The organism is Pseudovibrio sp. Ad5, assembly GCF_001623095.1.
In the GTDB taxonomy this organism is placed as follows: domain Bacteria; phylum Pseudomonadota; class Alphaproteobacteria; order Rhizobiales; family Stappiaceae; genus Pseudovibrio.
The window spans coordinates 1-7,850 of record NZ_LMCH01000041.1 but is presented as its reverse complement, the minus strand read 5'-3'; the positions used below and the strand labels follow the sequence as shown (position 1 = coordinate 7,850).

3 protein-coding genes and 1 pseudogene are annotated in these 7,850 nt (G+C 46.1%); 2 read left to right on the top strand and 2 right to left on the bottom strand.

Annotated features, from left to right (window positions below; all coding sequences use genetic code 11):
- Positions 1-529: 529 nt before the first annotated feature.
- A complete protein-coding gene (locus PsAD5_RS14355) occupies positions 530-1,426 on the bottom strand; it encodes an alpha/beta hydrolase (protein ID WP_193776969.1) in 897 nt (298 codons plus the stop codon).
- Positions 1,427-2,227: 801 nt separating this feature from the next.
- Between PsAD5_RS14355 and PsAD5_RS14345 the strand changes: the two genes are divergently transcribed.
- On the top strand, positions 2,228-6,547 hold the full coding sequence (locus PsAD5_RS14345) for a hypothetical protein (RefSeq protein WP_063292619.1): 4,320 nt from the start codon (positions 2,228-2,230) through the stop codon (positions 6,545-6,547).
- Between the two features lie 419 nt (positions 6,548-6,966).
- On the top strand, positions 6,967-7,599 hold the full coding sequence (locus PsAD5_RS14340) for a tyrosine-type recombinase/integrase (RefSeq protein ID WP_063286833.1): 633 nt from the start codon (positions 6,967-6,969) through the stop codon (positions 7,597-7,599).
- Between the two features lie 113 nt (positions 7,600-7,712).
- On the opposite strand, the pseudogene PsAD5_RS28520 reads toward PsAD5_RS14340, so the two are convergent.
- Positions 7,713-7,850 (bottom strand): annotated as a pseudogene (locus tag PsAD5_RS28520) (HlyD family type I secretion periplasmic adaptor subunit); the annotation flags it as partial.

Sequence of the window (7,850 nt, the reverse complement as noted above, 5' to 3'; positions counted from 1 at the left end):
GTATATGTACGGTTGTAAGTGTCACTATTCCCAGTCATGCTCGACTCACTCTCGAAATTGGGTCAAGTGAAACGAAAAATATCTTCTAACTGATTGGTTTAGATGAAGTGTTGTGCGTTGGGTGTTATGAAGAAGCTTAAGAAATGGATTGAATGCTTCGTTTGCGATGTACCACTAACCAGACGTTCGTGTATTTCTATCAAGGATTGAGGCAACGTCAGGGGGGCAGGCGACTGGTTTGTGGGATAGGAAGTTCTCTACTCGGTATTAATACGCTCATTGCTGACGTTGGTCAAAGCACAGAGCCTCGCTGGTGTAGCAAGTCGCTTGTGACCAACACCGGCCATTCAGCCTGCTGTTGGAGACAGCCAAGCAGCCCGATGTTTCAACTCTAGGTTATTCTGGTTCGACTTACTATAGAGAGAGGAAAGCTAGATTTTTCCGTTGAATTTCCTCTCTAGCTAGCCGACCCCAATTAACCGAATGACTTCTCTACAGGAGGAGCAAATTTAGATCGTTGATACCAGTTTCAAAGGTTGGCCCAACTTTCATTGCGATTTTGGCCTGCAAATAGAGCACGACAGGCCCGACTAAAAGCTGGACTGAAAACACTCATATGAGATTCTCCTTTTAAGATTTTGTGGTTCAATCTTAGCCCAGAAATTGAGCGGGAATCCATCTGGTCCACCAGTTTAACGAGATTGGATACCATTTTAGCATGTGCGTCAGCAGCTTCCTCAAGCTCACCTACGGCCATGAATATATCCATTTTGACATTCTGCCTTTTCGTACTCGTTTGCTCTTCTAGCGCAATGAGAAAGCTATCAGCCCACCAGATGGCTGGGCTAATAGCCACATATCGTTGAAATGCTTCTGGCTGAGCAAAGGCCGTATTGAGTACGAATAGTCCTCCCATGGAAATACCCGTTAGCGTGGTTTGGGTCAGATCTAAATCGAAACGACTAGCAAGCCATGGAGATAGTTCCTCTAGAACAAAAGCTAAGAAGGAAGTTGCGCCACCTGCCTGAATTTCATCTTGCCAAGTAAACGGTGCTGGTGCGCGGCGCATCATGGCTTCAAATCGCTTGTCTTCACATGGGGAAAGATCACGTGTGCGAATTGCTAGGTGTTCTGCTTTTTCACCTCTCCCAGAAACATCATACCCGATGCCAACAATGCAGTGTGGTGGAGGCCCATCTGGCTCCATTGCCAGCGAGTTCAGTAAAGTCGACGCAGCACCAAAGCATATGTTGCCATCGGTCACGAACATTACTGGCACAGGACCATTATTAAAAAACATCGGATTTGGCATCGCGACGTCAATAATAAAATATGCACTAACATTCTCAGACCAAATTCTGAAACGGTTTGACCCTAGAATTGGTGTCGGACCAAGATCAGTAAAATTGTTAGTACAGCTGCTCATATGGTATCTCCTTGCTAGAGATAGCAATACTAAGGTTTTGCCTTGCCCACCATTCTTGATTTGCAAATGTTTCGCACTATATATTAATGGGTACAAAGAGTTGCCGTCATTTACCCTGAATAACTTCGGTAAAGCGGCGCGTAAACAGTGCATTCTCCGTTATGCAGATACGACAGATAGTAACACCTCCACTGGAAGTGCTCGAGCAGATGCACAGGAATTACCAGATGTAATTCCGTCATCTGCTCAGCAAGACTTGTTTGACCATTAGCTGCCATTCGATTTGACTCGATGTAATCTCTATCGGTGAGAGTTCTCAACTTTAGGTCGATATTATACAGTCTGGAACTGGCCAATCTAGCAGCTAGCACTAGAATAGTATTTTTGCCCATTTCCGCCACTGTTTCTGATGTCATACAACTCCCACCCGCGTTAAATTACTCCGGAATCAGATCGTCAGATGAGCGAAGATACCGTATTCAAGTTGAACTGCTGTTTTGCCTGAGTATCAAACTATTGTCTGTGCTGAATGATATAAACCTAAAAGGCCTAATCATCTGCATCGAGATAACCTTATAACTTGGCACAAAATGAAAAGGCATCAGAGTCCTGAGCCTGTGCAACCACCCAATGCAACAAGACAAAGAAAATTTTAGCACAAGTAAAGAAAAAAACTCATGAAATTACTGTAATGTATTCACCAATAACAAGACAGGTGTAGTAGATTTACTACAAAGGCACTCATACTCGATAGAAAATAAAGTCATAAGACCATTTCGAGTGACTGGATGGAGTGTCTTGATGGGTAAGGTTAGGTTTGAAGATCAGGAAAATGAGTCTCAGGATCCACAAGTAGAGGCCTGGATCATTGGAATGATGCAGGAGATCAATGCCAAAGGATCTCCCAAGGAGCCGGAACCATCATCTCAGACCGTTGAGAATGGAGATGACGCAGATGGTGACGTGTTCTACGAAATTCCACTGTTTGACCTCGAAGAAGAAGCAAGCTGGACAGATAAACGTAATGTTCTAGCGACAGAAATTACGAGGCTGGTACCCAAAATAGGACATGCCGACAAGCTCGGCGAAACTGTTCCCAATGGCCCATATAAAGCCCAGTTTGAAAACGTAAAAACCAAGTTCTCTGATTTTGTACATGTACTCGGTGCGCAACACTCAGCTCTTTCCTCCAAGGGAGCTGATGAAGGGAAAGTCGAGAAACTTGAGGCTGGCATTCTAGAGGCCTACACTCTTTATGGGGATGTTGAGCTTCTGGCACATAAAGCCAACAAATCAATGGATGAGATCCTTACAGGCTTGCGTGCCCAGTCTGCTAAACTCAACTCAGAGTTGGAGATCCTTTATGGTGAGCGCACTGCCCTAGTAAAATCTGACGTCAATGTTGATGAGGTTGACAAAGCCTATGCAATCGCGCGAGAAGCGCTTCGTGACGTCAATACGGGTATCAATATTCCAAAACCAGAAATGGCTGAGGAGGCGCTGGACCGCACTCAATCACGTAAAAATGATCTGGCAGCAGCCGTGCGGGCAGGTAAGCGGGACGCAGACTCGCGTCTGAACGCGACTATGCTCAAGCTGTCACTTGTTGAACGGGATGTGAGCAAAACGGCTGAAAACAGAGGCGTGGTTGAAGATTCAAAGTTGTTCTTAAAATGGTTTGATGTGGAGCATGAAGCAGCTCAGAAAGCGCTCAGTCAGGCGAACTCAGCAGTTCAAAAGGCAGACTATGTTGGTGTCGAAAAGTTCATTACAGAAGCGGAAGATCATCAAGCGAATATGCAGCGATTTGTCTTGCGTAAAATCTTAAATCCGGATCTGGGTGACGAAACGGATGATAGTATTGATGAAACGAAGCTGAAAGATCCTGAGCAAAAACTACTTTTCAAAGAAACGACGACAATCCGTCGGCAAGCCGAGCAAATTTTCAAAGACAAAAGTAAAGTCGAGGCCGGTGGATCCAACGTTAAGCAATTTGAGCATGAGTTCAAAAATGTTATGTCTTTGACGAAAAACGCACAAACTGACCTTATTCATGGTGAAAACCAGAATGCAGCTGCAAAGAATGATAAGGCCAGAAGCAGTCTTAAGAAACTGGAGGAAATCCGGCAGGAGACCGTTTCTGCAACAAACATAGCCTTTGACCAAGTTGAGCAACTCAAAATCGCTGCAAAGCCTGCTTACGACCTTTTTCCTGAGTTACAGGCTCTTGCTCAAGAAAATGAGCAATATCAAAGATCCTTCAAGCGCTTCTCCAAGCAAATGACGGACTTTGACTTTTTTGTCAAAACCGCAGAACACCATGTACAAGCTGGAGAACTTGTTGCGGCTGACGGGCAGATTACGCAAGCGCGTCGGCCCCTTAACAACTTGATGTTTCGTGTACAGGACTTTGTGCAGTTCACGCCAGAGCAGGACCAAGGTGGAGCAGCTGGGAAGCTGGCCAAGAAGATCGCAATGTTGCGTGCGGATTATGACAAGTTAGCCGCACATACTGGTGACTTCACCGATAATGAAGAACTCAAGATATTCGAGAACTTTTCACAAAAGACAAAGCAGTTCCTTGATGATGCAGATGAAGCCATTGGTGCGAACAAAGTGGAGGAAGCCGCCGATCATAAGGAAAATGCTCAGATTGCCTTGGATGGCATGGTGGTTGCCTTTGAGCGAGGGGTAGACACATCTGCCAAAGTTAATCTGTTCATGGCGGATATTGTTGAGGCTCAGTCCAAAATCGCAGCGCTTTATGAGCGCCGCCGGGAAATTGCCTATGATAGGCAGGCGGCAGATTTTCTCAGTTACAACACAGCTGCAGGTGAAATTGTTTTTGAAGCAGAAGCACTGCTAAATGCTGGGCGTGTTAAAGACGCAAGAGAAATTCTGGCGCAGCTGCCTCTGGCTCTGGCCAATATGGAGGCCTGTTTTGTTAAACCTAAAGGTTTGAGAAAAGGCAAGAAGGCAACGCCAGAGAGTTATGAACCTGCCTCAGTGCCTCAGCCAGAAGATCCGGCGGACTTAAATGTCTCTGAAGCCCTGGTTAGAGATGACGATACCTCTCAAAAAACGCTTGTGAAGTTGCTTGCCAATTTGGCGAAGCTTCAAAAAGGGTTGAATGAGGCCGAGGCCAAGTGGCGTACAACGCTGGAGAATGAGGTTCTGGTTGAGTTCGATGGCATCCTGAAAGAAGCAAAACAGCTTACGGCAGATGCACTGGATATCGCTGAACGGGATACTGAGGATGAAGATGAAGTCATTCCAGATCTACAGCTTGCTCTAACAAGCGCGTATACGCTTTATGGGCAGTTGCAGAGCATTTTCAAAACAAAATCAACCAAGTCTGTGGATGGCGGAAAGACAGAAGTTCTCGATCCTCCGATCTTTGATCAGGAAGAGCGGAAAGTGATCAGGATTCTCAATGATATGAAGCGCCTTCGGGAAGGTATTGAGAGAGCCAATCTCATCTGGTCTCCTAATCTGATGCCCGAGAAGATTTCCGACATGAATGCGGCGCATCAATCTACTCTGCAAAGCCTTGATAAAGCAGAGGGTTTAGCTGACCAAGATGACGTTCAGGCTTTCGAGATATTGCCTCAACTGAAGGTCTTCATGACAGAAGCAAAAGCCGGGCTCACATTGATGCAAAAGATCTTTAAGACCTCTGAGGAGATCAAAGAGAATCTATTGAAGTCTTTGAAGGATAGCATTTCCTATCACCAATCTCGATTTGATATCGGCATTGCAAAGCTGAATGAGGCTGTGGACTGGGGTGTGGATCTAACGGAAACAGAAGCGGCTCACAGTAAGGGAACGGCAGCGGTGACTGGCTTGAAGACGGCAGTCATGAATCGTGATGTGGAGGTTGCAAAACTTCAGGTCGATGCGATTGAGGGCGCGATTTCTGAGCTTAACACTGCAGTTGAGGGTGTCCTTACCGGCCTACAGGATCTACGAAGTCAATATTCCCTCAATGTCACAGATCTGAGCACTCGGTATTCTCTGCTGGGCAGTCGTGCTGACAGTCTGCTTGGCAATGAAACTGAGCTGAAAAAATTCATGGAGAGTGATAAGCTCGCGAACAACTTGCTGAAAACAGCCTCGCAGATGGTAGAGACGTCAACTCAGCTCGATTGTGACACCCATCTGGATGACATCGAGAGCACGCTGGATTTAATGGAGGCTATTCTCACACTGAATGGTGATCTGGGCCTTGAGCCGGAAGAGAAAAAAGTAGAGCCTTCAGAAAGCGACAAGTTGATTGCGCGGATTGCGAAGGCCAGACAAGAGTTGCTCTCTGTCTATCATCTTCGCAATGAGGTTGAGCACATCGCTGAAGCAGATCCAGTGGCTAGGAAGCACTTGAAGCAACTTGATACCGCCTATAACGCAGCAGAAGAGACACTTACCTCTCTTGAGACCGGCAAAGCGGTAGACCCCGGACGCAGCTTTGAGGTGATCGATGTTCAAATTCAGGTGATGAAAACCAGTCTGGATGAAATCAAAGCAGTTGCAGCGAGAAATCCGGAAGCAGCAGCGGAAACGGAAGATCAGAAGACGACAATATTTGCCAGCCGGATTGGTACGTTGCGAGATGAACTCACGACTATGAGTGATCAGGTCAATGAGTTTAAGGACCCTTATGAACGAGAAACCTTTGAACAGCTTGTGAGTGAACTGAGCGAGATCATCAAAGACCTCCAGATATGTTTGATCAACAGAGATTTCACCGGCTGCGAGAAACTGCTTCTTAAGGGCCAAACCCGTATTGATAAAGGAAAGAAGCTTTACAAACTCGGCCGTTTTACCGCTCAGGAGTTTGAGCGTCTTAAAGAGTTTTACAGTATTTCGGTAGAAACCCTTAAGCAACTGAGTGAGAAACAGAATACGCTCAAATCACAGAAGAAGCTTAATCTGTTCCAAGCGCAGCACGAAAAAGCACGGCAAGGCCTCTCCCACATTCAGGCATCAATTAAAGCGGACAGAGTGAAAGAAGCTCGCGGAGATGTTGCTAACGTCGAAAAAGCCCTCGCCGCTTTGCAGGACTTGTTCAAATCAAAACGGGAGAAGTTGAAAGAAACTTTCACGCGCAAGAAAGTGAAGAAATAGTTTTGATTATTCGGAGAAAGCACATCAGCGTTCTTAATGTAGTTTCACGGCGACACATTGCGCTTATCTAGATCTTGTTCTGTGCGGTACGATCCGACATGCTTTCTAGGAGAGTTTTCAAACGCAATTTTCTCCAATACCAGCTTGCAAAACACAAAACTCCTCATCACCAAAGCGAGCCTGTCTCAACCAAAGATTGAATAGGCCTAAGGTTCGTTTGTGGCCCACTTCATAGCAATGCCAACTAGCTAAAGACTTTGACGTTCAAAACAGATGTCGTTTGCTCATTGAAGTCTAAGCTCATCCTCAGAGCATATTACTACTCTGCCACGTCTGTAGATCTAGATCTCAAAACCGTCTTTTACATGCAGTAAAATCGGTTCGATGTGGTGGTTGAGGGATGGCATGGAGGAGCTGTTATGACCATTACAAACCTTCCTATGATCCGACCAGTAAAACCAGCCTGGAATCGTGGCAGGATTGTCGGGCAAAAGCGCCCTTTGCTACCAAAGCACGTTTGGGCCATTCGTGTTCGCCTTGAGCTTGCAGGCAAAGTACGTGAGCTAGCTTTGTTCAACACAGCAATCGATAGCAAACTCAGAGGGTGTGACCTTGTACGTCTTAAGGTTGTCGATGTCTTTACTGCAGGACGAGTGAAAGAGCGCACTTCAATAATACAGAGTAAGACCGGTAAGCCTGTTCAGTTCGAACTCATGGAAGGAACCAGATCAGCCTTGTCAAAATGGATAGACAGTCCAGAAATGATCGGGTCAGAGTATTTATGGCCTGGTCGGTTTCATGACAGGCCGCACATTTCGACGCGACAGTATGGTCGAATGCTGAAAGAGTGGGTTTTATCAATCGGGCTAGAACCAAGTTCTTACGGCACACACTCAATGCGTAGAACCAAAGTTGCGCAGATCTACAAGAAGACAGGTAATCTTCGTGCAGTGCAGCTTCTTCTTGGCCACACTAAGATGGACAGTACTGTCAGATACCTAGGTATCGATCTTGAGGATGCACTCTCGCTTTCAGAGAAGATCGATATTTAGAAGACAAGGAGCTGGAAGGGAGCAGCTCCAAATCCTCTTTTAGTGTTTGACCAGATGCCTATAAACTGATTGCCTTCTCTCTGTATGTTCCAGCTATTTTCTGTATATCCGCCTTACTTTTCCTTCAACGCATGAGCGATTTGGTCTTGCATTGGTTTTATGAAGTAGGAGAGGACGGTGCGTTCGCCGGTTTGGATGAAGCCTTCGACGGGCATGCCGGGGACGAGGGTCTGGCCGTTCAGCTTTGGCAT